Raw genomic sequence first — 24,055 nt, forward strand, 5'->3', positions numbered from 1 at the left:
GCATAATTGCTCAGCCCTGAGCCGCGTGCGTTACTGGCGGTAAGGGCGTAGGCGCCTGTGTTGCTCAGGTTTGTGGCGGTTGTGGAGAGGCTGACCCCGCTAACGGTATCGCCATTGACCAGACCACTGGTTTTCAAGTCAGTATTATTCAGTGAGGGGCTTTGTCCATAGATGCCGGTCTGGTTCAGGGCGGTAATGGCCAGGGCGGCCTTGCTGACAGTATCAGTAGCCTGATAGGTGATTTGATAACCCTTTGCCGTGGCGCCGGTGCCATACATGGCCCCCGTTGTTCCGGCATTGCTCGTCGATGAGAGAAGCGGGCTATACCATTTCAGGTTGCTTGTATCCACGAGGGACGATGCGTTATTGCTGTTCTGGTCTGTGAAGGTGAGACTACTGACAGAAAAGGCACTCTGCCCGTAAGTCTGTGCCCCTGTGCTGCTGATCACAATATGGGGCAGGGCGGCAAGTATCGGATAAGGCGAACCTGAAACCCAGGCACCCGGATCGGTGAAGCTGTAAGGACTGCCGCTAACCATCGGCCCTTCGGTCAGCCACTGCACAGTAGTCAGGCCTTTGCCGCCCGACGTGTTGCCCTCTCCAATGCTCGCTGTGGTGCCGGAAGTACTGGTGTCAAAGTAGGCATTGCTGATCGTGCCAGAATCATTCCGACCGACCAGACCGCCGCCACTTCTGCTGCCGGTTACGTTCCCTGTTGCGTAGGCATTGTTGATCGTGCTAAACTGAGTCTCACCGACAAGGCCGCCACTTGTGATGCCGGTCACGCCCCCCGTCGCGTAGGCATTGCTGATCGTGCCATAATTATTCATGCCGACCAGACCGCCGCCACTTCTGCTGTCGGTTACGTTCCCTGTTGCGTAGGCATTGCTGATCGTGCCCTCATTCATGCCGACCAGACCGCCACTTCTGCCGCCGGTCACGTTCCCTGTCGCGTAGGCATTGCTGATCGTGCCCTCATTCATGCCGACCAGACCGCCTGCGTTGTAGCCGCCGCCGTTCACGTTCCCTGTTGCGTAGGCATTGCTGATCGTGCCACTATCCTCACCGACAAGGCCGCCAGTCATGGCTATGCCGGTTACGTTCCCTGTTGTGTAGACATTGCTGATCGTACCATCACCAATGCCGACCAGACCACCTGTGTAGTTATTTGTACCGGTCACGTTCCCGGTCGTGTAGGCCTCACTGATCGTGCCCTGATTATTCATGCCGACCAGGCCGCCTGTCTCGTTATTTGTGGCGTTCACGTTCCCTGTCGCGTAGACATTGCTGATCGTACCAAAATTATTCGCACCGACAAGGCTGCCTGCTGTTGAGTACGCGGCTGTGTTTGTGCCGGTCACGCTTCCTTTTATAAGGCCGACATTGCTGATGGTTCCGCCCATCAGCTGCCCGAATAGCCCCACATCGTCGGCACCACTATTAATCACGAGGTTTGAGATGGTATTACCCAGCCCGTTAAAGGTGCCGTAAAAGCCACCGGGCGTCAGAGGCGTGAAATTACTGATACTGCTCATGTCGAGCGGTCTGGCCAGAGCGTAATAGCCCGATACGCCAACGGCATTCTGTAAATCGCCGGGGCTGGTAATCAGCGTGTAGCTATGACCATCGATGGTCAGCGGGCTGTTGCTCGTTGTGCTGGCGGCGGTCAGGGAGGAACTGGTGAACCGGACGCTGGAGGTGCCGAAGTTCAGAGTTCCATCTCCTGTGCCAGTGCCACCGATGTTGTTGTTGGTGGTCAGGGTCAGCTTACCCGCGCCGCCCACGGTGATATCGGCATTGAGAGTGATGGAGTGATAGGAGGACAGGATCAGGCGGGCCGCGCTGTTCCAGCTCAGAGCGGCGTTGAGCAGAATATCTCCATTGCCCGCACTGCTCGTGCCAGTGCCAGCGATGTTGCTGGTGGCGGCCGAGGTTTGCTCGGTTACATTGGTACCGCTGTTAAGTGCGCTATTGATGGTGCTGGCCGCGTTACTGTCGATCGTCAGGTCATCAGGGTCGAGCAGCCAGCTGCCACCAGGCCCGGCACTGATGGTAGCAGCTCCCACGGCCAGTGTGTGGGCCGAGGTCTCGATTGTGCCGCCAGCTCCTGTGCCTTTTCCGGTTGCTTTCAGGGTAACGCCCGAAGCCAGGGTGGTGCTGCGGGCCAGGTTGGTGCCGCCCATGCTGTCGGTGCCGACAAGGATATGGCCCCCCTTACGTCCGGCTTTGCTGGCCGAGGCATTCAGCACGGCTTTACCGCGAAGGTTCACGGCCCTGCCATTGGCGCGGATGATACCCCCTGAGCCATCGGCACTGGTGGCCTTTAGCGTTGTGCTTTCAACTGTTACTGTGCCGTGGGGTGCGCTCAGCCAGACCTGCCCGTTCACCCTTGTGGTGCCGGTGGCCTGCACCAGCCCCTCACGGTTGCCCGCCAGCGCGTAGACATTGCCACCGGCCGAGGCCAGCGTGGCGGCGGCAGCCCTGATCCGCCCGGTGTTGGTTACGTTGCCCTTTGCCTTGCTGTCTGCCACGATATAAATGCCCGATGGGCCATCGACCTCGCTCAGCACCACCTGATTGCCCGCCAGCAGAGCCGCCGTGCCGCCCGCAGCACTGACCGTACCTTTGTTGCTGACGCTGGCCCCCACCAGCACTACATTGCCGCTGGTGCTGGTGATTTTGCCCGCATTGGTGACAGTGCCGGCAGAGCTGCCGGACAGAATGACGTTGCCCCCCTTCATGAACGTACTGTTGGGCGTATCACGCGTGGAGGCGATAAAGCTGCCGCCGGTCACTACTGTTCCGCCAGGCCCTATCACTACGCCATTGGGATTGATGAGGAAGACCGTGCCGGTGGCGCCTATATGCCCCAAAAGGGAGGAAGACTGCGCACCCGTTACGCGGTTGAGGGTGGCGCCACTGCCGTTGTTGAACCGGACCGAGGCGCCTGCTCCGACGGAGAAGCCCTGCCAGTTAATGACCCCGCGTGCGGATGACTGGTCGATTGTAGTGGTGCCCCCTGTCGTACTGATACTGCCAGCCCCCGCTACATAGGTGCCGCCCGTGGGCAGGGCCTGTCCCCAGGCAAAGCCGGGGGTGAGGGCGGTTATGCCAAGAAGAAGCGTGCGGGTTGTCAAAGTCATCAGTCAGTCTTCAGTTCTGTGGGGCTGGATATGGAAGAGGTGCTTCTGCAGAGTGGAAATGATCAACGAACCGATTTCATTAAAGATGATCGGCTAAACACAATATTTCCTTGTTTTTGATTAGTTTTTATATCGTATCAAGATTGATTTTGCGGTATCCCCAAAAATGCGACAAACGCGATGCTGGGGGCAGCAGGCAACTGACTGTGTCATCGCATGAGAAGGATAAGTGCAGAGGTGGGTATGACAGGCGATATACCGGTTTATGAAGCTCAGGCGCTCGCTGGATTGCCGCATTTCATGAAATGTCTGGCTTTCTGCAATCAGGCATTACTGAGCATTCACAAGCAGATGCCGCGTGAAGTGCGTTACGTGGCCGATGTAAGACGATGGGTTTTGACGCATGCGGCTCTTTTGTTACATTTTCAGCGACGGGTTGACCCTTCAGCTCCCCCGCTGACCGCAACCAACCTGTATGGTTTGATTGAAGATAGCAGTATGGTCAGCCCGAATACGGTTACAAATTACCTCAAGGAAGTTCAGAATTTTGGCTATATAGAAGCCATTCCCAGTCAGGATGGCCGGGTGCGCGCTTATCAGATGAGCGCTTTTTCTGAGCAGATGTTCCATGTCTATCTTAGCGTCAATTTGCAGGCGCTTGACCAGATTGACGGAGCGGGCAGGAGTGAGGTTACACGTGTAACGCCAGAAATCCTTAATCACATGCACCCGATTTTTGCCAGATTAATGCTGCAGGATGCTTTTTTAAGAGCACCACCGAAGTCTATCGTACAACTTGTCAGCACAACGGTTGGCATGTCCGTTCTGAATGAAATGACCAAGACTGTAACAGAATCACCCGCAGGCGACATAGAACGGATAGAAATTGTCCTCGACAGTGCCAATGCTATGGCGCAGCGTTATGGTGTTTCGCGTGGGAATATCGCGCGGCTTCTGAAAAAAATCGAGGCAGAAAACGATTTCGGTAAAACAGGCCGAAAAAGCTGGATATCAGCCCGGCTTGTACGCGACTACCATCAGTGGCAGGCTCGTAAATTTGCCCATGTTTCTTACGCCTATGTTGAAGCTTGCCGGCAGTATAACACGACGAGTGCCGCAGCCTGAGGGGGAAGAGGTAAGGTCATTACTGAGAGTATGATTTTTAAACTAAAAAACATAAGCACTGTTCTTTTGTAGAAGTGTCATGATTTGTGTCGGTTAAAAATTATCCTCTGATCGGTAATCATAAGTTTTTCAAAGGCTGTTTTTCCAAAAAACAGAAGGATTTGATATCATTTGACGGAGTTCTTTGCTGACAGCCAGCATGTGTGGCTCGCGTGGTCCTTTAGCTGCGCCGGTTCCACTGGCATCCACAATACCGTAACGAGCTGTAGTTAACCGGTTGAGGTGGTTCCATTCTGTAAAGCCTGAGGGGAATACACGCGGGTCCATCCTGCATTCCTTATAAACGACGGTCGCGTAGTCGCGCCATGGCCGCCCAAGACTGATTTCCTTAACATCATTGTCGGCAGTAATGCTGCACTGATGAAACAGATAGCCGCTGGGTTGATCCGCACTACGCCGCCCCTGGGCCGTGAGTATGACAAATGGGCGTCCGAGGGCGTGTAATTCCACTCTTTCGAACCAGGCAAGAGCATCGCCAAAAATAAAATCCACTGCACCATCAATCCGGCTATCCTGATAAAGCTGGCGTGCAGGGTGGCAATCTCTGTCCTCTCTGCATCCGTGACTGGCCGCCAGAAGTGTATCCTGATAGCCTGTAAGATGCAGATCAGAAAAATGCTGATGGTCTCCTGTTGCTGAAAGAGCCAGAGCTTGGGCGTCTTTCGTAATGTCCGGATGCTTCCAGTGGAAGCGGTTAGTGATTGTCAGATGCTCGAGAGTGTCACCATCGCCTTCGGCAAAGACGATTGCAGATTTTCCGGTGCCACCACTTTCAAACGCGGCACGGTCCCCCTCAATCACTGTCTCCTCACGTGTGCGTCCCATGCCGATCAGGTGCATATCAGGGCGTGTAACATGCACTACCTCGCGATACGTGCCGGGATAGATCGCAATGGTGGCTCCATCCGGAGCTGCTGAAAGAGCATTCTGAATACTGGTAAAGCTTTTTCCACTACCGACAGTATAAACAGCTTTCAGAGAGTTTTCTGGGAATGGGACGAACTGAGCTGAGCAATCAGGGGCTCCTTCCTGTAAGGGGCCTGTATGCAGCTGGGTATTACTGATATCCCACTGGTTTTTTTCAGGAAAATGCACACCATCAAGCGTAATATCAAGCGCATGTTCCTTATCAAACCCATGCGCTACCAACTGGCCACCGTCACTCGTTACGTGTCGCAGAGTGATATCACGATAGACAGGAATAGCAGATCCGACAGCTTCTTTATCATAACTGGTATCGAAATTTACAGCCCACCGGTTTGCGCGCATGCATACATCCTCATAGAGGATGTGCTCTACCAGTCCTCCTCGCGTTACATCGCTTTTAATGCGAATGCCTGAGGTTGTTCCGTCCAGTGTCAGATTGCGGACCAGAATATCATGCACACCATTTTGTGTTTCGCTGCCAATAGACATACCGTGACCCTGGTAGAAGTGGTTGTCGGTGATGGAGATGTTATGTGTTCCTCCATTTGGTCCAGCTTTAATGGCAATGTTATCATCGCCTGTACGGATAAAGCTCTGAGTGATGGTAACATCCTCAGAATTACCAGGATCAATGCCGTCGGTGTTGCGGGCGCTGGCTGGTGCGTCGATTTTTACGCCCCAGAAGGTCGCTCTTTTTACCCCATTCATAGCAACATGAAAATTAGGAGAATTGCGTAAAGTTACACGGTAGAAAGTGACATCGCGGGTGTTGTTAAGTTGAATGAGGCGTGGGGCATTCTGATGTTTATGCTCGCGTTGCGCGCGACGTGCCAGTTGCCACCATGTTTCATCTTTACCCTCTATTACCTGGCCGCCGTTACCATCGATAACCCCATCGCCATAAATGCCTCCACCGCTATAGTCCCGGAATGTCAGAAAAGGCTTGCAGCCTTTCCCTTTGTTGTTGAGGGTGCCGCATGCTCCTGTGCCACGATCATAAGCCTGAGGGTCTGAAGTGGCAGCTAAAATAACCCCTTTATCCAGCCAGAGCGACACGCCTGATTTCATTTCCAGTGGGTTACTAACAAAGAGACCTTGGGTCAGATGAACAGCCTGACCTGAAGGACAGTGATTAATGGCTTCCTGGAGGTTGTGCGCATCGGGCACATCGTCTGATGTGAGCTTTACGCAGGCATGGGCAGGCAGTTCTGGCTCATGAATGTGGCGACGATCCTGTGCATTTCCATGACCTGGCATACCGAGTAATAGGGCCGCAAGAATAAAGAACGTAGTGTGACTTATCGAAAGGGAAGCTTTTTTCGCCATACATCACCATTTTTTAATCATCTGGCGGGAGAGAAGATTTTCTGGTTATTGTAATTTATTTCTGACACCAGAGTTATGAGAAGTTGATTTTCCTGAGGGCTCTTATGAGTGTTTTTTCCGTTTAGGTGCTATAGGTTATAAATATTAAATTTATGCCTTCTGAGTGTGGTAATCTCATGTCAAAAGAGGTCCGGGCACAGGGAGAACAGGATCTCAGTGCGTTTTGCCTATAAGTGGCATGACGAGGAAGAGCGGTGTTTCCGGTCCTATGGAAACGAGAAATAGGAATTCGATGAAAATGGCCTGATACGTCGTCGTATTGCCTTCATCAACGATCTGCCGTTCGGTATCGGTGCTCAGCTTTTTTATTGGCCGCAGGTCCCCGCAACCAAATCATATACATCAGCTTAAACAATGCTCCGGTTTTAAACCTCCGGAGCAATAAACGCGTCTAAAGCAATCCCCTCAGGTTATTCGCCAGATGGGCCAGAAACAATCACGTTTAATGACCTGCACCTCGATGTCGCTATAATCTGATGCGTTCTACTTCATCAAGAGAGATATCGTCTCGTCTGCGGTCATAAAGCTGCGTCGTACGGGTGGAGGAGTGGTTGGCCATAGCGGCCGCATTTTCGAGGGTACCACCATTTTTAAGGTAAGTGGTTACCCCAGTAGCCCGAAATGTATGGTTGCCTATTGCTGTCTTGATACCGGCGGCTTTTGCCCGGCGCCTGACCATGGCGTAGGCATCAGGCTGTTCCAGGCGGTTTTGAGAAAAATGCTTTGTTCCGCGTTTAATTGTGCAAAAAAGCCAGCTTTTTGGGGTGTCTGCCAGTCCTGTACCGTCAAGGTAAGCATGCAGATACTCTTCAAGTGTGTGGTGGCATGGCATGGCATGTTGTTTTCCACCCTTTTCGTTCAGACGTACCCACAGGCGGCGATTTTGAATAAAGACATCCTCTACCCGCATAGACAAAGCAGCACCAATGCGCGCGAATGAAAAAACCATGAGTGCAATTAAAGCTCTGTCCCGCAGGCCTGAACTGGTTGATATATCTATAGAATCCAGTAAGGCCCGTGCTTCATGAGCTTCAAGCACAGGTGTTTTACCAACGCGCACACTATGTGCAGGCCCACGCACAGAGGCTGCCGGGTTTGTTGGGATAATCTGTCCGGTTACCAGCCAGTCAAAAATATGTTTAAGGGCAGCCAGTGCCTGCTTCACACTGGGTGCTGACACTCTGCGGTTTTCCAGCTCCACCCAGGTTGCAACATGCAACGGAGTGATGTCGGGCAGATGGCGGATATGATGGTCATCACACCAGGACAGAAAACCGGAAACAGCTCTTGCATAAGCCCGCCGCGTATTAGGATTGCGTATTTGCGCGGCAAAAAATTCCATAAAGCGCTGGCGGGCACTGTCTCCCGCTGTGGCGATCAGTGCCGGTAGTACCGGACCACGAAGCGCGGGAGAGGTGAGTAGCGCCATATAGATTACATTTTCCGTAAGTTGTTATATCTGAGGAAAGCATAACACGGAATGTATTCTGAATATCATTCAGTTTCAGAATTCTTCGTAAAAAGAAGGATCCTGATTAAAGGTGCGCCCATCAGGGCGAGCCAGAGAAGCAATAGCCTTCATATCCTCATCAGAAAGGCTGAAGTCAAAAATTGACATATTTTCAATCTGATGTTTGCGACCCGAAGCTTTAGGAAGAGGAATACATTCAAGCTGATGGTGCCAGCGCAGAATAACCTGCGAAATGCTTTTATTCAGTTTTTGCGCGATAGTGTTCAGAACAGGGTTTTGCAAAATATCATTAGCACGCCCCAGGGGACTCCAGGATTGTGTGACGATATGATGTTTTTTGTGCCAGGCACGTGCTTCGGCCTGTGGAAAATAAGGGTGCAGCTCAATCTGATTAACTGAGGGGAGCACGCCTGTTTCATCCTGCAGACGCTGAAGATGTTCCGGTAAAAAATTGCAGACGGCAATAGAGCGCACATAGCCGCGTTTTCTTGCCTCTATCAGTGCTTTCCATGCTTCGACATATTTACCCACTTTCGGGTTCGGCCAGTGAATGAAGTAGATGTCGTAATATTCAACATCAGCACGGTAGAGAGATTCCTCAATCGTTGCCAGAGCCTCATCATAGGCATGGTGCCGGCCTGGCAGCTTTGAACTGATGCGGAGATCTTCACGCTTGTGCCCACACTCGCGCAAGGCTCTGCCAAGAGCACCCTCATTCTCATAGTTGAAGGCACTATCCAGCCCGGTATAACCAACATCAATAGCATTTTTCATTGCTTCAACGCCGGAGGCACCATTAAGTTTATAGGTGCCAAATACGATAGCTGGCAGTGTCGTGCCATCGCTCAGAGTAACTTGTGGCAGAGTCATTTATCATTTCCCTGAATGTGATAAGTGAGAAGTCCGGATCATCCGGTGTTATCGCCGGTTTTTCCATTCGTTGAGCTTATTCACCATAGCCTGTGCCGACATGCTCCTGGCTTCGCCCAGTGCCAGCGTACCGTCACTGTTAAGCACTTTGCCAGCGGGGGTGATAACCAGAACAAGAGGAATGGCTTTAATTTTAACGCCAAATTTTGCAGCAATGTCTGTATTGTACTGAAAATGATCGACGTTAATATTTGCGATGGCAAAATTCTTATTTACCCATGGTGCAACGGATGCATTTTTTAAAGCGCCTTCAAGCATCAGGCAGTCAGGGCACCAGTTAGCACCAAAAATCAGCATAACCAGTTTGTCTGTTTTTTGTGCTTCTTCAAAGGCGTCCTTTACTGCCTGCGGTGCCGCCTCAGGAGAAGCGTAAGGATGAACTGCAGCGGCAAACTTCAGGTCGCTAATCTGCGGAACATCACTACCGCTTTCTGCATGCGCGTAAGCAGGCAGAGTTGCCTGAGCTACGACAAGAGACAGGGCTGCTGTGAAGAGTTTAATCGTGTTATGAGACTTTGAGCGTAATGGCCGGAAACGAAAACTGGACATAAAATACCTGTAAATTAAGTTGATAAGTAATTATTCAGGCTGCAGAATAAACAGGCGCGAGCAATAGGGACAAACAGTCTGCTGGTCTCCTATTTTCAGCCATACTCCAGGGTGCCCCAGAGTATCAGAGCCTCCATTGCAGTATATTTTGCGGGAATCGACAACAATAGTCTCGATATAGCCCAGTCGCGGGCGTGGTGTCTGGTTTTCTGCCTGAATAAGCATAGGGCTGTTCCTTGTCTTCTGGCCAGGCCAGATCTGTTTCTGGTATTGCACTCTTGTCTGGCATGATACCCCTGCAGACAAAATGTTTCCATTCACTCTTCTTCCCATATCCGTGAGCGAAGAGTCTCTGAGTATTTTTACAATGTTAAAATCATGGTGTCAGAGGGTCATTGCCGGCTGTGTTATGGCCTGGATGTTCATAGCGCTGAGTGGCTGCACGACAGGCGTGCCCCCTGCGCCAAAGCCTCCGCTACGCTGGCAACAGGCTGCTGTGCTTGTCGCACCGGACCATATATTTACCATGAGTGATGGCGCAGCGTTGCCGGCGCGTATCTGGAAAGCACAGGGGCAGCCAAAAGCTGTGTTGCTTGCCTTGCATGGTTTTAATGATAGTCGCGATGCATGGGAAAGCCGGGCTTCGTTTTTTACGCAGTCCGGGGTAACGGTCGCAGCTCCTGATCAGCGTGGTTTTGGTGCCGCACCACAACGTGGTGCATGGGCAGGTACTGCGCGGATGGTTGCTGATACACGAGAACTGATTGACCAGCTAAAAAAAATGTATCCCCGTACGCCTATATATCTTGCCGGTGAAAGTATGGGAGGGGCGGTGCTTATGGTGCTTATGGCTCAGCCTGACGCCCCTGCTGTTGCCGGGACAATTCTGCTTGCTCCGGCAGTGTGGGATCCGGGTTTTACAGCTGATATGCTGTTATCAGTTTTTGCATCGCTGTCGCCGCATACCCTTGTGCCTGAACAGAGTGCCTCTGTGCATGTGGTGGCTACAGATAATATGGCAGCTCTTATTCGTCTTTATTATGATCCGCTGACACTTCGTACAACACAGTGGATAGCATTGCGGGGGCTTGTAACCCTGATGCAGCAGGCAGCGGCTGCGGCAAAGCATGACCAGGGTAACATACTATGTGTCTATGGCGATAATGATCAGCTTGTGCCGGCTTTTGCTATGGCACGTGTCTGGCATGATTTATCTGTCAGGAGAGCTGAGAAAAAAGATGTACGTTTTGACATGATCCCTGGGGGACATCATCTGCTGCTCAGAGATCAGGGAGGTGAGCGTGTGGCTCATGATATGCAGAGCTGGATGACAACACCGCAGAGCTGGCTGCCTTCAGGGGGAGATGTCAGTGCAGGTGTATGGGTTGCAGAACAGAAGGGGCTGCGTGGCCCGGGTAAGGGGGGCATACCATTTTTTATACCCGCCAGGCTTGATGAGGTTGTGACGCCCTGACGTAAAGGTCTTTCCTCTGGCTGGCAGAGGAAAGACCCTGGTATTCTGTTACCAGATTTTTACGCGCTGAGAGGGTGCGAGATAGAGCGCATCCCCTTTTTTGACATTCCATGCTTTATACCATGCATCGATGTTGTGCATGGGCAGGTTTACACGAGCTTCCGGCGGTGAGTGCGGGTCAACCACCACCAGGCTTTTAACTGTGTTTTCACGCAGTTTCTGGCGCCAGACCTGTGCCCAGCCGAGGAAGACTCTCTGGTCACCTGTCAGGCCATCAATAACCGGAGCTTTCTCACCATTCAGTGAGGCGTGATACGCATCAAGCCCCAGGGTCAGACCGCCCAGATCAGCAATGTTTTCACCCATAGTCAGCTTGCCATTGACATGCACACCAGGCAGCACTTCAAAGGCGTCGTACTGAGCACCCAGACGGGCTGCCAGTTTCTGAAAGCGCTCTGTGTCCTTTTTAGTCCACCAGTCACGCAGGCGACCATGTTCGTCAAACTGCCGCCCTTCATCGTCAAACGAATGGGTCATTTCATGACCGATAACGCCACCAATGGCACCGTAATTAATGGCAGCATCGGCCTTTGCGTTAAAGAATGGCGGCTGCAGAATAGCTGCGGGGAAAACAATCTCGTTAAACAGCGGGTTGTTATAGGCATTGACTGTCTGAGGGGTCATATCCCATTCATCACGGTCAACTGTTTTACCCAGGTGGCTCAGTTCATAAGCCCACTCGAAAGCAATGCCATTTTTGACGTTGCCGTAAAGGTCTTTCAGGTTCACTTCAAGGCCGGAATAGTCACGCCATTTTTTGGGGTAACCGACCTGAATTTCCAGGCTGTCGAGTTTGGTCAGAGCAGCCTGACGTGTTGCTGGGGTCATCCAGCTGTTGTGCTGCAGGCGGGTGTGGAAGGCTGTTTTGAGGTTTTCAGTCAGCTGCTCCATAGCTGCGCGGTCTTCTGCCGGGAAGAATTTCTCAACATAAACCTTGCCTAATGCCATGCCCATTGCTGAATTTGTAGCGCTGACACCGCGCTTCCAGCGTGCTGGCAGAGCAGGCTGACCGCTCAGAACTTTATGGAAGGTGAAGCTTGCCTGAACAAATTCGTCAGGCAGATAACCGGCAGCGTTGCTGGCGGTGTGAAATGCCTGCCATGAGCGTAGCAGTTCGGGGGCAGTGCTGGCGAGAACAGCTGCTTCTCCGGTAATGGCTGAGGGCTCCTGTACGATAATGGTGCTGGCTTCAAGGCCTTCAGCTGGCAGGCCGGCAGCAAGCATCCAGCTTTTCCAGTCAAAGCCAGGCGCGGTTTTAATCAGATCGCTGACTGTCATCGGGTTATAGGTTTTGTTTGGGTCTCGCATATCTGCGCGGGCCCAGTGTGCCTCAGCCAGTTTTGTTTCAAAGGCAATGACAGCATCTGCCGTTTTAGAGGGCTCTGGCCATCTGATGAGGGTAAGGATTTGCGTGATATAGGCCTGATACGCTTTTCTCTGTTCTGCAAACTGAGGTTTCAGGTAGTAGTCACGGTCGGGTAGTCCGAGACCGCCCTGATCAAGGTAGACTGAGTAATGCGTGGGGTCTTTTGAGTCAGGTGAAACGCTGAGTGAAAACGGAGAGGTCGTAAAGGATGTGAAAGCTGAGCCTGACAGTGTGGCAAAGCTTTGTGCATCGGTGAGAGAACGAAGGGTTTTCAGGTCTTTTTTAAGAGGGCTGATGCCGCGTTTTTCAACGGCTTTTTCGTTCATAAAGGATGCGTAAAATGTGCCGAGCTTTTCATCTGTACTATGCGGTGTTTTAACCGGGTGTGCAGAAAGTTCGTTCAGAATGCTCTGCACGCGCTGACGTGAAAGTTCAGCCAGAGCATTAAACGGTCCATAGCTGGTCATATCTGACGGAATAGTCAGATCTTTCAGGTAAGTACCATTTGCATATTCGAAAAAATTATTGCCCGGGATGATAGCGGTATCACGACCACTCAGGTTAAACCCCCATGGAGCAAATGACGAGGCCGGCATAAGCACTTCCGGCGCTGCAGGAGGCGTGTCATCAGCGTGGGCGGGAGTTAAACTACAGCCAATCCCTATTCCGACAGTGGCAAAAAGAGCCAGTTTGAGAGAGGAACGGGTATGACGCTTAAAGGCTGCCATGATATCTCCGTAAGTTAGACGCAACGTTGCATAGTTAAAATGCTTTTCACAACACGGGTTTTAAGAAAAAACCAGTCACGAAGATGTAATTTAAACATATTTCAGCGGATGTGCCTATATGATGAAAATATATTACGCCTGAGATATTAATTTTTCTGCATCGTTATTGTTTTCCCGGAGTTCGTTAAGCAACAGGGAGGGGATATGTTATCTCTTATAGTGAAAGCGGGTGGTCCCGGGTCTTTCGTGGTGTGGCAAACTATATTTAACCACCTCATGCCTGAACTGACTGTTATTGACTGGCACGACAAAACGGCTGATCTGGCCAGTATTGACTACGCTTTGGTCTGGCAGCCTGAACCCGGACGGCTTGCGCAGATGCCCCGCCTTAAAGCGATACTAAGCGTAGCAGCCGGAGTTGACCATATTCTGACAGACCCCGATCTGCCTGCAAATTTACCGGTTATTCGTATGGGAGGAGAGGAAACTGCTGCACAGATGCAGGATTATGTGCGCTGGGCTGTCTTTTCTCTTCTGCGCGAGGCACCGCGCTGGCACAGCGCACAGCATAAGCAGATATGGGCGCGTCAGGGTATGCCCCCGGTGCGCCTGTCCTCTGAGACGCCGGTTGGTATTATGGGGCTGGGGGCGCTGGGTTCAGCTGTTGCACAAAGCCTGGTGCAGGCTGGTTTTCCCGTTGTCGGGTGGTCGCAGCATAAAAAATCTTATGATCATATTACCAGTTACGCCGGAACTGCAGAGCTTGAAACATTTTTGCGCAGCTGCAGCATTCTGGTGTGTTTGTTGCCCGAAACATCTTTGACCCGCGGAATTATAACCTACGATGTTTTAAAACAGCTTCAGAAACCAGCGGGGCTGATTAATGTGGGGCGTGGCCGGCTTGTCGTTACGAGTGATCTTTTGCGAGCACTTGATGATGGCACGTTGCATAATGCCGTGCTTGATGTGTTTGAGCATGAACCGCTGCCCGCAGAGTCGCCTTTATGGTCGCACCCCGGAGTGCTGATTACGCCTCATGTGGCATCAGAGGCCTCTCGCACCGCACGGGCAGGTTATATTGTCGGGGTTATTCGTGCTTTTGAGCGGGGGGAGGATGTGCCTTTGCGTTATGACCCACAAAAAGGTTATTAAAAACTCCTGGGCAGTGAGTATATATCCCCGAAAGCCAGCAGAAAAGGCCGCTGTTATGACTATTGATATCCCTCTTATGCTTTCGTTTCTGGCTGCTGCAACAGTGCTGACCGTTATACCGGGTACTGATACTGCGCTGATGTTGCGCTCTGTTGCTGTGGGCGGGCGTCGTGCTGCAGCACAAACCGGGCTGGGTATTATTATAGGCCTGCTGATCTGGGGGCTGGTGGTTTCACTGGGGCTGGGCGCAGTGCTTAAAGCCTCAGAACTGGCATATGAAGGCGTGAAATGGGCGGGCGCAGCCTATCTGACATACCTTGGTGTGTTATTTTTGTTTCGCCCGCGTGAGGCCATGGCTCAGGCGGAGGGGGCTGCAAAATCCATTTCAGGTTCGGCTGGTCAGTTTTTACGTAAAGGCTTTCTGACTAATATGCTTAACCCTAAAATTGGGGTCTTTTATATTACATTCCTGCCGCAGTTCGTTCCTTCTGGTGCGTCTGTCGCAGCATACTCGCTTTTTCTTGCTCTTATTCATTGCGCCATGACAGTGCTGTGGTTTGTTGTGCTGACAGCAGCGGCTTTGCCTTTAAGTCACCTGCTTAAAAAGCCAGCTACAGTGAAAGTGCTCGACCGCATTACCGGTTGTTTGTTTATTGCATTTGGGCTTCGTCTGGCCTTGTCGCGTGCTGACTAGCGGGTGGTGTTATCGTGGGTTTACCAGCCAGCTGATACGACGCGCCATAAAGGTGAAAGGTATGGCGAGAACACCTATCACGGCAAATACAATTAATAAAATCATAGGAATAAAAAAGTTTTCATCAGTTGCATTCTGTGGTGGGAATTTAAAAGAAAGAACTGAAATTAAAATCCCTGAAATTGAAAAAAAGTAATAATAATTAAGTAATTTCCGTGTTTTTTTAACAGTAAAATTCTTTTTTCTTTATTTTTATTATGAATACCTCTTCTTGCTGTTATCTGTATATATCCTACAAATATCGCTGAAGCAATAATTGCAAAAAAAATAGAAAATTCTTTGTGATAATTTATAAATCTTAAGTACAGAGGTAAGATCGTAGAAATTATTCCCATTCCTAAGGGCACAGAGTATCCTATGACAAGAACACGATTTTCGTTGGGTTTTGTTCCGATCTGGTCATCAAGTAGAATGTTTTTTATAAAATAATCAAACTCTTTTATTTTCTTTCTTATGCTCATTACTGTTTCTTTGCTGATATAGCATGGAAAGAGAAATGCCTGATGTGTCAGGCGACAATATCGTTTTACGTCATAAATGAAAATTAGTTAATGTATAAAATTATCTGGCGTAATTTTTATGATAAATGTTGAACGATTACTTTGTTTTCTAAGTGGGCAGAAGGTTACTCCTGCTCCTGTGGGTGACACATCCCGATCAGGTTAGTTATTTTGTCCGCTCTTGAAAAAAAAGAGGTTTACGATCATTGTCCGCGCAATGGTGTTCCGTGAGGAATGAAAAGGGAAGAACGGTGCATGGCTCAGGCTGTTAATCCGTCGCTGCCCCCGCAACTGTAAGTGAGTTTATCATACCTCTGCTGCCGGTTCGCTGGCAGCCTCCACCGGCTGTAACAGGTGCGGGAAGGAGCAGGGTATGATGTTGGTCTGAGCTATGCGTAAGCAGGCTTTTCAGGCCGACAGCCCATAAGCCAGGAGACCTGCCATTATATAAAGCCAGCCTTGTTAATCTGGTGGTTTTATAGCGAAATCCGATGCAGTGTTACATCTGGCGGGGTGCCCGGTTTGTAACCAGTGTGTAGCGATATGCTATGCATGCTCTCAGTCTTTTTCTGTCATGACTGGGGGGCTGCTTTTTTCTGCACCCGGGTTGTGTCTGGCCCTTGCTGCGCGGGGCTGTGTGTCAGGAGACAGAATGTCAGCGTCCTCTTCATCAGCAGATATGCCGGATATCCCCATCCTGCATGTGTGCCTTACCTGTCGCCGTGGTGGCCCGGCCATGGACCGCCCGCCTGGTGCACAGCTGTACGATCGTTTGCTGGCTCTGACTGATGCAGAAAAAGTGCAGGATCCCGCACTAATTCCTGCTGCTGAGATCAGAGGTGTTGAATGTCTGGCATCGTGTGATCGCGGGTGCACAGCTGCAATTGCCATGAAAGGGCGCTGGACCTGGCTTATGGGCCACCTTGGCCCTGAAAAAGCCGAAGATATACTGACATATGCCCGTTTATATGCTGCCAGTAAAAAGGGTACGGTTATGCCATCGCGTCGCCCGGCAGCCTTGTCTGATATGGTGCTGGGGCGTGTCCCGGCGTGTCTTTATGAGAGAGAGGATGAACAGTCATGAATAAAGCACTTCCTTCGCGCGTTCCGGTTACTATCATCAGTGGTTTTCTGGGGGCAGGTAAAACCACGCTGCTGCGGCATATTTTGCAAAATGCCAAAGGGCATCGCATTGCTGTGGTGGTTAATGAGTTTGGTTCTCTTGGTGTAGACGGTGAAATTTTGCGTGGCTGCGGTATTGAAGGCTGCCGCGATGATGATGTCGTTGAACTGGTGAATGGCTGCCTGTGCTGTACCGTCGCTGACGACTTCCTGCCGGCGATGGAGGCATTGCTCGATCGTGCGGATCCACCCGAGCATGTCGTGATCGAAACTTCAGGCCTGGCGCTGCCAAAACCGTTACTGAAAGCCTTTGGCTGGCCTACGATAAGAAGCCGTATGACGGTTGATGGTGTTATAACCGTGGTTGATGCGCCTGCTATTGCCACCGGCCGTTTTGCTGATGACCCGGAGGCCGTTGCCCGCCAGCGCGAAGCTGACCCGTCTCTCGACCATGACAACCCTCTGGCTGAGGTGTTTGAAGACCAGCTGAATGCTGCTGATCTGGTTGTGCTGAATAAAACAGACCTGACTGATGCAGAGGAGCTGGCAAAAGTTGAGGCAGAGATCCGCCGTCTGGCTCCGCGTCCGGTGCAGATTATCCGTGCAGCAGAGGGTCGGGTAGATCCTGCTATCCTGCTGGGTATTGGCGCTGAAGCTGAGGCAGACCTTGATGCACGTCCTTCCCATCATGATGCGGAAGAGGGCGAGCATGAGCATGATGATTTTGAGAGTTTCGTTGTTGAAGTGCCTGAGCAAAAAGATGTTGAGACATTTCTGAGCCGTTTGCAGGATGTTGCCGCGCGTTTTGATGTTTTGCGTATGAAAGGTTTTGCTGCCGTGCAGGGTAAAGCCATGCGTCTGGCCGTGCAGGGTGTTGGTACGCGTTTTCGCTACGAATTTGACCGTTCGCTGCCTGCAGCTGGGGTGCGTACTGGCCAGATTGTGGTCATTGGCCAGAAAGGGCTTGAGGAAGCCGCCGTGCGTCAGGCTCTGGCAGGCGTATAATCCTTAAAGGCAGGCTGGCACGTTATGCACCTTCTTGTTCGTGAAAACCGCACACTTGATGAACAGGACCAGGCAGAAGATCTGGGGCTTGATCCCGCAGAGCTGATTGTTCTTTCGTTTACTGAGACAGATCTTCTGGGGCTGCGTGACGCGATTACCCGCCGGGCCGCGGAGCATGCCGGGCAGAGCACGCATGCCAGTATACAGGTCGTGCCACTGGCACGCCTGCGGCATCCTATGTCTGTCGATTTATTTATCGATACAACACTGAGCCAGGCGCGTTGTGTGGTTGTGCGTCTGCTTGGGGGCCTTGATTACTGGCGCTATGGTGCTGAGGAGCTTTCGGGCTGGTGCAGGGCAAAGGGCGTGCCACTTGTGTTTTTGCCTGGTGACTGTGTGCATACCCGCCGGAAAGAGGGGGAGGCAGAGGAAGATGATCCTTTGCTGGCCTCTCTGTCCACGATTGATCCGGAGCAGAGAAAACGCCTGATCGGTTTTTTTCGCTATGGCGGGCCACGTAATATGACCTGTGCGCTGGAGGTTATGGAGGCCATTGTCAGGGGCGTGCCTGATGCAGGGCAGGCGCCTGAACCGCTGCCAGACTGGGGCGTTTATCGTACTTTTTCTGCTGCTCCGCCACCGGTTCAGCAGCCGTCTGGCTGGTGTGCTGCCTTGCCGGAGGGAGCAGCAGCCAGAGTTGTCGTGGTGTTTTATCGCGCCCATTTGCTGGTGGGTGACCACAGCGCACCTGAAGAGCTGGCGCGTCAGTTGTCACAGCATGGTTGTCGTGTCGATATGGTGTTTGTCACATCTTTGCGGGATACAAAAGTAGCCGGCGCGCTTAATGACTGGCTGGCGCAGGTACACCCTGATTGTCTGGTGAATGCTACGGTATTTTCCTCCCGTGACAGGGATGGGCAGTCTCCTCTTCTTTCAGCCGGTGTGCCTGTTATTCAGCTGTTGCAGCCTGGCACAACCCAGGGGCTGTGGCAGGCAAGCGCCAGAGGGCTCTCACGTGCTGACCTGGCCATGCAGGTTGTTTTACCTGAGCTTGATGGCAGCATTGCGAGTTTTCCCGTCTCCTTCCGTGAGGAAACTGCGCCTGGTCAGCCTGCATCCCGCCAGATTTATGCTCCGGGTACAGAGCAGGCTGTTGCGCGTATTATGGGCTGGTTACGCCTGCGTTGCCTGCTGCCTGAGCACAGGCAGGTCGGGCTTGTGTTGTCTGACTATCCTGGTGCTGGCGTGCCTGGTGCGCAGGGCTGTGACACAGGTCACACTGCTCATGCCGTCGGGCTTGACAGTTTCGCCAGCCTTTCTTCCATCCTGAGGCTGATGCAGGCTGAGGGGTATGAAACAGGCATACTGCCCACGCAGGCAGAGCTGGTGCAGATGATGACACAACAGGCACCCCGGCCTGTTCTTTCTCTTGATCAGTACAGGCAGCTGACAGAAAAACTGCCGCCGGCCTTTATGCAGAGTGTCTGTGCGGCCTGGGGTGAACCGGAAGATGATTCCGCGGTGCATCAGGGTGTGTTTCATCTGCGTGTTGTGTCATTCGAAGCGATTACATTGGCCGTGCAGCCTGACAGAGGACGCGCGGCTGACCGTAAAGCGCAGTATCACGACCCTGATAGTCCGCCTTGTCATGCTTATATCGCGTTTTATCTGTGGTTACGTGTTTGCCGCCATCTTGATGCCATGGTGCACCTGGGTACACATGGCACACTTGAGTGGCTGCCAGGTAAAGCGGCAGCGCTCTCGCCCTCTTGCTCCTCTGCGGTGCTGACAGGTGGTCTGCCGGTTATTTATCCGTTTATTGTCAATAACCCTGGTGAGGCAGCTGCAGCCAGACGGCGCCTTGGGGCAGTAACAATCGGACATATGACGCCGCCGGTGATGCAGGCTGGTCTGTCAGAAGATATGCAAATCCTGGAAAGGCTGATTGATGAGTATGCTGAGGCTGACGGGCTTGATTTCAGGCGCGGGGCCTTGTTGCGACAGGAGATTCTTGAGCGCGCAACCCGTGCCGGGGTCCTGGCAGAGAGTGGCGTACGTCCCGGGGATGAAGATGAAGACGAAGCACTTGCCCGCCTTGATGCCTATTTGTGTGATGTAAAAGATTTGCAGATCCGTGATGGTCTGCATATTTTTGGTCAGCGTGCACCTGGTTATGATACTCTGGTCGATATGATTTCGCAGGCCTGTGGTCAGGGGTATGACCGTGACGATATTGCCCGGCGTGTGGCTTTAAGTGCAGAGGCAGAGGCGAATGCTCTGCGTGATGCGCTGGCAGGGCGCCTTGTGCCGGCGGGGCCGGCTGGGGCGCCAACGCGCGGGCGGGCTGATGTGCTGCCCACCGGGCGAAATCTTTTTACTCTCGACCCGCGTGCCCTGCCCACACCCTCTGCCATGCAGCTTGCTGCAAAAATGGAAAAATTGCTGCTTACCCGTCATTTGCAGGAGCAGGGTGAGCCGCTGACGCATCTGGTTATGGATTTATGGGGGTCTTCTTCTTTGCGTACAGGAGGAGAGGATATGGCTCTGGCCCTGCGTCTGATGGGGGTTGAAATAACCCGTAAAACCGGCACGGGGCATGTGCAGGGGTTTGAAATTATACCACTGGCGGTGCTCGATCGCCCGCGTGTTGATGTTACACTGCGGATATCAGGTTTGTTTCGTGATGCTTTCCCTGATCAGATTGCTTTGTTTGACCAGGTCGTTTCTGCTGTTGCCGCGAGAGATGAGGCCGCTGAGTGGAACCCGCTTGCCGCTTCGGTTAAAGGGCTTGAGGGAGATGCCCTGAAGCAGGCAGGTGCCCGTATATTTGGTGCGGCTATGGGGAGCTATGGCACTGGTGTCGAAGCGCATCTGCATAATGGTACATGGGGCAAAGCCGATGAGCTTGGGCAGGCCTGGCTGAAGGGCTCCGCCTGGACATATGGCGGCGGGCGTGATGGCCAGCAGAATATTGAAGGTCTGGCTGCTTTGTTGCAGCGGGCGAATGCTGTTTTGCATGTGCAGGATCACGCTGAAACAGACATGCTCGAAAGCCCTGAAAATGCTGCACATGAGGGCGGACTTGCCGCAGCGGCGGCATCACTCGGGGCGCGGCCGGCATTGTGGCATGGTGATACGTCCCGGCCTGATGCTCCCCGCCTGCGCGCGACTGAACAGGAAGTTGCCCGTATTGTCAGAGGCCGGCTTGCTAACCCGCGCTGGATAGAAGGCATGCAGCGGCACGGATATGCCGGTGCGGCCGAGATGACACGCGGGGTCGAGGCATTGCACGGTTTTGCAGCAACGGTGCCGGCACGCTTTGACAGACAGTTTGACCTGGTCTTTGCCCGGACTTTAGGTGATGAGAGTTGCAGTGCCTTTTTACAAAAGGTTAACCCTGCTGCGTGGGAGGCTATGCGAGCATGGTTTACGTCAGCCATGCAGCGTGGATTGTGGCACCCCCGCTCTAATAGTGTTGCTGACGCGCTCGAGGGTTCAGGAGAAAGTTCCATATGACAGTACGTGCCCTCATGGTGGCTGCTCCACGTTCAGGAGGGGGTAAAACAACACTGACAGTTGCTCTGCTGGCGGCTTTTAAGCGCAGAGGGCTGCGGGTGAGTGCGATTAAAACAGGTCCTGATTATATCGACCCTGCTTTTCATGCGGCTATTACGGGCCGGTATGGCCTCAACATTGACAGCTGGTGTATGCCTCCTGATTTACAGGCCTGCCTGCTGCAGGCAGCAGGACATGACGCTGATCTGGTTATTGTTGAATCAGCTATGGGGTTGTTTGACGGTCTGACCGGGCCGGAGGGCGCACGTGGCTCCCCTTCAGATATCGCAGCACGTTTTGGTATTCCTGTTTTGCTGGTGCTTGATGTGTCAGGGCAGGGGCAGTCTGTCGGGCCGATTGCTAAAGGCTTTGCTTCATGGCGCCCCGATGTGACAATTGCCGGTGTTGTTCTTAATCGTGTGGCATCGCCGCGTCATGTCAGGCTGACGACAGGCGCGATCGAGGCCGCTGGTCTGGCAGCATGTGGTGCGCTGATGCGTCAGGCTGGTCAATCATTACCAGAGAGGCACCTTGGGCTGGTGCAGGCGCGTGAGCATGGTGCCCTGACAGACTGGATTGAAAAACTGGCAGATAAAGCGGAGCAGGAGCTGGATCTTGATTCTGTGCTGGCTCTGGCTGCCCCGGTGGCTGCAATGCCTGTGACTGCTGAATTGACACGGCATGCTGTTTTATCGCCGCCAGGGCAGCGTATTGCTGTGGCGGAGGATGATGCATTTTCTTTTCTCTACGGTCATCTGGCCATGTTCTGGCGTCAGGCAGGGGCAGAGCTGGTGCCTTTTTCGCCGCTGGCAGATGAAGCACCTGATGAGAGCTGTGACGTATGCTGGCTGCCTGGAGGATACCCCGAGCTGCATGCCGGAGGACTTGCGCAGGCCAGACATTTTATAAGTGGCCTTCAGCATTTTTCTCGCACCCGCCCGGTGCATGGTGAATGCGGTGGTTATATGGTGCTGGGGCAATGCCTTGAAGATGCAGAAGGAAAAAAGCACGCTATGTCTGGTTTGCTTGCGCATAGTACATCATTTGCACGGCGCAAATTAAATCTTGGGTATCGGGAGGCAACATTGCGTGCAGATACGGTGCTTGGCAAAGCTGGCAGCCGTTTGCGAGGGCATGAATTCCATTATGCTTCTGTGCTGGATGCGGGAGAGGATGCCCCGCTGGCTGATCTGCTAGCAGGTGATGGCACATCACTTGGTGCATGCGGAGGCAGGCGAGGTCTGGTGTCCGGATCATTTTTTCACGTGCTGGCCTGCAATGACACGGCTTTCTGATGACAGGGCCTGCATGATATGATGCTAGCATAGACCGCACATCCGGCTGGTTGTTATGATCGTGGCAGAATGAAGTGTGTCTGTAGCAGAAAAGCAGATCATTTTTATTCTGACACAGAGGTTATAGCAGGCAGGAAAATCCTGAGGAGAAAGAGTGTGCAGCGTTTTTCTGTGTTACTGGCCCGGCATGCCCCCGTTATGGTCGCAGAGGGTATGTGCTATGGTCGTCAGGAGGTGCCTCTGCGCCCCGGCTGGGAGAGGCTGACTGCTGGTTTGTCTGTGCTGGCTCAGGGGGCTTCGTGTCAGGTGGTATACAGCTCACCCGCGGCCCGATGCCGTGATATGGCTGAGAAGCTCGTCAAAACTACCTGTATGGAGCTGCGCATTGACCCGCGTCTGGCTGAACTGGATTTTGGTGAGTGGGAAGGACAGTGCTGGAGCGAGATCAGCCGTATACAGCTGGATGCATGGGCCGCTGATCCGGCAGGTTTTGCACCCCCCGGGGGCGAGAGCGGGTTATCCCTGATGCAGCGCATAACCGCAGTCTGGCAGGATATTAAAGAAAGTGGTGTTTCATCATGCATTTTATCCCACGGTGGCCCTTTGCGTCTGCTGACCGGACTGGCTGCGGGAGAAAAGCCACAACTGCTTTCGCCATCTATACCACAGGGCTTTGCAAGGTTGTTCAGTGTGATTTAACGATGTATAGTCTTTGAAATCTATAAATTTCCGGGAAAAGAGTATTTATGAGTAATCTTTCTTTTTCTGTTGTTTCAGAAAATATTTTATTAAATAAATAAGATCAGGATTTACTATGACTCAGACGCTTTCGTCTTCATTACAGGGTGCAGAGGCACATCACCGTGAAAAAATGCGTAAGCGTAAAGAGGTTCAGGACCGTGAGGTAGCGTCAAAAACTCTCGAAAAAGGGTTGCTGATGGTGCATACCGGGCCGGGTAAAGGTAAATCAACGGCAGCGTTTGGTATGGCTTTGCGGACACTGGGTTACGGGCGCCGTGTTGCTGTTGTGCAGTTTATTAAAGGCGCCTGGGATACGGGGGAGAGGCGTGCTCTTGAACGTTTTGATCCCCTTGTTTCCTGGCATGCGCCGGGTGAAGGATTTACCTGGGAGACGCAGGATAAGGCACGTGACATTGCAGCCTGCGAAGAAGCCTGGCGTTTTGCGGCTGATGCGCTTGCTAACGCTGATGTCGGGCTCGTTGTGCTTGATGAGCTGAATATTGCCCTGCGTTATGAGTATCTCTCTTTGCCTCATATTCTTGATGTGCTGAAGGCGCGGCCGGAGGGGCAGCATGTCGTGATAACGGGGCGCAATGCCAAACCTGAACTGACCGAGGCTGCGGACCTGGTGACCGAAATGACTCTTGTTAAACATCACTTTCGCAGTGGCGTAAAAGCTCAGAAGGGAGTGGAGTTTTGACAGCGCGTGTTC

General features: G+C 52.4%; 19 protein-coding genes and 1 riboswitch. Of the genes, 11 read left to right on the forward strand and 8 right to left on the reverse strand.

Annotation, left to right across the window (positions count from 1 at the left end):
* A partial coding sequence (locus tag HK11_RS09615; RefSeq protein WP_143216386.1) for a GLUG motif-containing protein occupies window positions 1–3,143 on the reverse strand: 3,143 nt, incomplete at its 3' end.
* 243 nt (window positions 3,144–3,386) lie between these two features.
* Here HK11_RS09615 and HK11_RS09620 point away from each other — a divergent pair.
* Window positions 3,387–4,268, forward strand: coding sequence for a hypothetical protein (locus HK11_RS09620; RefSeq protein ID WP_143216387.1), 882 nt, complete (start codon window positions 3,387–3,389; stop codon window positions 4,266–4,268).
* 129 nt (window positions 4,269–4,397) lie between these two features.
* On the opposite strand, the gene HK11_RS09625 is transcribed toward HK11_RS09620, so the two are convergent.
* Window positions 4,398–6,581: a pectinesterase family protein gene (locus HK11_RS09625; RefSeq protein WP_086555138.1), complete on the reverse strand. Its 2,184-nt coding sequence runs from the start codon at window positions 6,579–6,581 to the stop codon at window positions 4,398–4,400.
* 165 nt (window positions 6,582–6,746) lie between these two features.
* Between HK11_RS09625 and HK11_RS12735 the strand changes: the two genes are divergently transcribed.
* Window positions 6,747–6,866 carry a DUF1348 family protein gene (locus HK11_RS12735; protein WP_342356129.1) on the forward strand — a complete coding sequence of 40 codons (120 nt, stop codon included), beginning with the start codon at window positions 6,747–6,749 and terminating at the stop codon, window positions 6,864–6,866.
* A 241-nt stretch (window positions 6,867–7,107) separates the two neighbouring features.
* Here HK11_RS12735 and HK11_RS09635 read toward each other — a convergent pair whose 3' ends face one another.
* The 4 genes from HK11_RS09635 to HK11_RS09650 form a co-directional block, all read right to left on the reverse strand.
* Window positions 7,108–8,070, reverse strand: coding sequence for a tyrosine-type recombinase/integrase (locus tag HK11_RS09635; protein ID WP_086555139.1), 963 nt, complete (start codon window positions 8,068–8,070; stop codon window positions 7,108–7,110).
* Between the two features lie 75 nt (window positions 8,071–8,145).
* Window positions 8,146–8,982 (reverse strand): aldo/keto reductase, encoded by an 837-nt coding sequence (locus HK11_RS09640; RefSeq protein WP_086555140.1) that lies wholly within the window; start codon window positions 8,980–8,982, stop codon window positions 8,146–8,148.
* 48 nt (window positions 8,983–9,030) lie between these two features.
* On the reverse strand, window positions 9,031–9,591 hold the full coding sequence (locus HK11_RS09645; protein WP_086555141.1) for a thioredoxin family protein: 561 nt from the start codon (window positions 9,589–9,591) through the stop codon (window positions 9,031–9,033).
* Between the two features lie 30 nt (window positions 9,592–9,621).
* Window positions 9,622–9,816: a zinc-finger domain-containing protein gene (locus HK11_RS09650; RefSeq protein WP_086555142.1), complete on the reverse strand. Its 195-nt coding sequence runs from the start codon at window positions 9,814–9,816 to the stop codon at window positions 9,622–9,624.
* A gap of 184 nt (window positions 9,817–10,000) precedes the next feature.
* Here HK11_RS09650 and HK11_RS09655 point away from each other — a divergent pair, with 184 nt between their 5' ends.
* On the forward strand, window positions 10,001–11,065 hold the full coding sequence (locus HK11_RS09655; protein WP_233133414.1) for an alpha/beta hydrolase: 1,065 nt from the start codon (window positions 10,001–10,003) through the stop codon (window positions 11,063–11,065).
* Window positions 11,066–11,113: 48 nt separating this feature from the next.
* Here the strand turns inward: HK11_RS09655 and HK11_RS09660 are convergent, their stop codons facing one another.
* Window positions 11,114–13,219: a M13 family metallopeptidase gene (locus HK11_RS09660; RefSeq protein ID WP_086555143.1), complete on the reverse strand. Its 2,106-nt coding sequence runs from the start codon at window positions 13,217–13,219 to the stop codon at window positions 11,114–11,116.
* 204 nt (window positions 13,220–13,423) lie between these two features.
* On the opposite strand from HK11_RS09660, the gene HK11_RS09665 reads away from it, so the two are divergent.
* A complete protein-coding gene (locus HK11_RS09665; protein ID WP_086555144.1) occupies window positions 13,424–14,371 on the forward strand; it encodes a glyoxylate/hydroxypyruvate reductase A in 948 nt (315 codons plus the stop codon).
* A gap of 55 nt (window positions 14,372–14,426) precedes the next feature.
* On the forward strand, window positions 14,427–15,065 hold the full coding sequence (locus tag HK11_RS09670) for a LysE family translocator (RefSeq protein ID WP_086555154.1): 639 nt from the start codon (window positions 14,427–14,429) through the stop codon (window positions 15,063–15,065).
* Window positions 15,066–15,232: 167 nt separating this feature from the next.
* Here the strand turns inward: HK11_RS09670 and HK11_RS09675 are convergent, their stop codons facing one another.
* Window positions 15,233–15,586 carry a hypothetical protein gene (locus tag HK11_RS09675; RefSeq protein ID WP_086555145.1) on the reverse strand — a complete coding sequence of 118 codons (354 nt, stop codon included), beginning with the start codon at window positions 15,584–15,586 and terminating at the stop codon, window positions 15,233–15,235.
* 240 nt (window positions 15,587–15,826) lie between these two features.
* A riboswitch (cobalamin riboswitch) is annotated at window positions 15,827–16,085 on the forward strand.
* A gap of 192 nt (window positions 16,086–16,277) precedes the next feature.
* Between HK11_RS09675 and HK11_RS09680 the strand changes: the two genes are divergently transcribed.
* The 6 genes from HK11_RS09680 to cobO all read left to right on the forward strand — a co-directional run bounded on the left by HK11_RS09680 (window position 16,278) and on the right by cobO (window position 24,043).
* Window positions 16,278–16,709 carry a DUF1636 domain-containing protein gene (locus tag HK11_RS09680; protein ID WP_173559681.1) on the forward strand — a complete coding sequence of 144 codons (432 nt, stop codon included), beginning with the start codon at window positions 16,278–16,280 and terminating at the stop codon, window positions 16,707–16,709.
* Entirely contained in the window at window positions 16,706–17,752 is a 1,047-nt protein-coding gene (gene cobW, locus HK11_RS09685) for a cobalamin biosynthesis protein CobW (RefSeq protein ID WP_086555147.1), read from the forward strand. The genes HK11_RS09680 and cobW overlap by 4 nt, the downstream gene beginning before the upstream one ends.
* A 24-nt stretch (window positions 17,753–17,776) precedes the next feature.
* A complete protein-coding gene (gene cobN, locus HK11_RS09690; RefSeq protein ID WP_086555148.1) occupies window positions 17,777–21,268 on the forward strand; it encodes a cobaltochelatase subunit CobN in 3,492 nt (1,163 codons plus the stop codon).
* A complete protein-coding gene (locus tag HK11_RS09695; RefSeq protein WP_086555149.1) occupies window positions 21,265–22,602 on the forward strand; it encodes a cobyrinate a,c-diamide synthase in 1,338 nt (445 codons plus the stop codon). The genes cobN and HK11_RS09695 overlap by 4 nt, the downstream gene beginning before the upstream one ends.
* Before the next feature lie 156 nt (window positions 22,603–22,758).
* The gene (locus HK11_RS09700; protein WP_086555150.1) at window positions 22,759–23,301 is read left to right on the forward strand and encodes a histidine phosphatase family protein; all 543 of its coding nucleotides are present in this window, start codon (window positions 22,759–22,761) and stop codon (window positions 23,299–23,301) included.
* 115 nt (window positions 23,302–23,416) lie between these two features.
* Complete coding sequence (cobO, locus tag HK11_RS09705; RefSeq protein ID WP_086555151.1) at window positions 23,417–24,043, forward strand: cob(I)yrinic acid a,c-diamide adenosyltransferase; 627 nt, start codon at window positions 23,417–23,419, stop codon at window positions 24,041–24,043.
* The last annotated feature ends 12 nt before the right edge of the window (window positions 24,044–24,055 follow it).

The sequence above is a fragment of the Acetobacter sp. DmW_043 genome, from assembly GCF_002153485.1.
Taxonomy (GTDB): Bacteria; Pseudomonadota; Alphaproteobacteria; order Acetobacterales; family Acetobacteraceae; genus Acetobacter; species Acetobacter thailandicus.